This window comes from Mangrovicoccus sp. HB161399, from assembly GCF_013184745.1.
Classification (GTDB): domain Bacteria; phylum Pseudomonadota; class Alphaproteobacteria; order Rhodobacterales; family Rhodobacteraceae; genus Mangrovicoccus.
Window position 1 is genome coordinate 1 of the sequence record NZ_JAATVU010000208.1, and the last position, 2,001, is coordinate 2,001.

Genomic DNA, 2,001 nt, shown 5'->3' on the forward strand with positions numbered 1-2,001 from the left:
GATACGACAGATGCCCGAAGGTGTTCTTCTCAGCTATCGCCCTCGCGGCAGTCGTTATCTACTGGCTGTGAAACTCAATGTGTCCAGAGCCTAGCCTGGCAGGCCGCTGAAAAGGTCTGCCGTGTGGAAAGGTTTCCCTTGAGCAGGAGCTCGATGCAGCCTTGTGTGCGGGCAGGCAGTCCGAGTAGCCGCTCAGCTGCTCAGGTGGCGAGCAGTTTCGGCAGCCTCGCCAAGTTGCAGGCCGCCATCGCCAAGGTGAAGCGGGCACGCACGCGCTCGAAGCCGCGAAACAGGGTCTGCGCCATGCAGCCGACGGTTTTGGCCCAGCCGAAAGGTTCCCCGATCTTCTTCCGCCGCCGCTGTGACTTGGCGTAGCCGGGGTGCCGGGCGGTTCTGCGTCGATAGCGGAGTGCCGGGACGTCTGGGCGACATGGGCGTGACCACCATCTGGCGCAGCCCGGCGATGACGTCCGCGCTGTCATAGCCGCGGTCGGCCGCCAGGGGCAGGCGCCGGGTCGAACCAGGCGAGTGGCGGTGAAGCATGTCGCTGGCAGCACGCCGTTCGGCGGGACCGTCCGCCCGCGTCAAACCGGCCTGCACGACCAGGCCGGAGCGGTTCTCCATCAGACAATGCCCCATGAGGCACAGCATGGCCCCGGCGCCGGGCGACTTCTTGAACAGCCGGGCCTCCGGATCGGTCGTCGAAGCATGGGTCGCGTTGGGGCGCCGTTCGCCGCGGAAATCCACTTCGGCGTTGCGGTTGCGGCGTGCGGGGCAGGTCATCGGTTCGGGCTTGGCGGCGGACTGGTCAGAGGTGGATTTGGCCGGCACACCGGTATCCGGCGGATGGCCCGGATCGTCGTCCCCGCCGGACGTCGCTTTTTCCTTCGGCTGCAAGCTCTCCATCGACGCCCGGGCCTGCACCAGGGTGCCATCGACCGGGAAATGGCCGTCCGGCAGCAGCGGCGCGGCCTCGCGGTGCGCCAGGATGGCGGCCATCACCTTGCGCGGCATGTCCGTGGCCAGCGGCCGGTCGCGGGTCCTGCTGGACACGGCCGGCCTCCGGCCCGGGGCTCCGCCCTCCCAGGGCTGAATTGATCCCCCGGATCAATTCCGGGACGCCCTTCACCCCAGACAGCGTCGTCGATCCCAAGGCCCACGAACCAGCGGAACAGCAGGTTGTAATCATCTGCTCCATGAGCTGCCGCTCGGACCGGATCGAGTAGAGGAGCTGCAGCAGGCTGGCCCGGATCAATCGTTCCGGCGCGATCGAGGGGCGGCCCTCCGCCGCGCAGAGCCGGTCGAACTCCGCATCCAGGGAGCGCGGCGCATCGTTGACGACGGTCCTGCTTTTGCGAATCGGGTGGCGCGCCGGAATGCGCTCCTCGAGATCGACATAGCTGAACAGCGAGCCCGTCTCATTGTCTGATCCCCGCATCGCACACTCCATCGTCCTCGCTGTGGCGCCGGTGAATCATGTTCCGCCACAGACGTCGAGGCGCGAGTTTTTCAGCACCCTGCTAGGTGATGCGGCCGACGATGTCAGTTTCGCCCGACTACGGCTTCGCTGCGGAACTCCTCAAGGTTCCGGATTCACCGCGGGAATCCCGCAGGTCGGTGGGCTTTCGTGACGAATCCCGAACCTGCCCGCTACCGAACGACGAATTGGACGCCGTTTAACGACGCGCTTACCAGGCCGCTGAAATAGTCGTACCTCGGCGCCGGCTGCAGAACATGATTCACCCGCTGCGGAGCAGCGGCGGAGACAGGCATGCGCGGTGCAGACGGGACGGGCGGGTCGCTGTCCAGCCATGCCGATCCGGAGGCGCGCGTCCCGGCGCGGCATCCGCTGCGGAAGATCCGGCAGGTCGCCAAGCGAGCCATGGCGCCGCCACCGGTCCGAGGCCGATGGCGAACGCACCCGCCAGCCTCGATGCCGGGTTCGAGGTGCTCCATGCCGATTTCGGGCGCCCCTCGATCGCCCCCGGGCAGCCGATCCGG

2 pseudogenes are annotated in these 2,001 nt (G+C 67.4%); one reads left to right on the forward strand and one right to left on the reverse strand.

From position 1 onward, the window contains the following. Nucleotides 1–200 precede the first annotated feature (200 nt). Nucleotides 201–1,438, reverse strand: a pseudogene (locus HCC78_RS32295) (transposase). A 333-nt stretch (nucleotides 1,439–1,771) separates the two neighbouring features. On the opposite strand from HCC78_RS32295, the pseudogene HCC78_RS34335 reads away from it, so the two are divergent. Continuing rightward, a pseudogene (locus HCC78_RS34335) lies at nucleotides 1,772–2,001 on the forward strand (hypothetical protein); the annotation flags it as partial.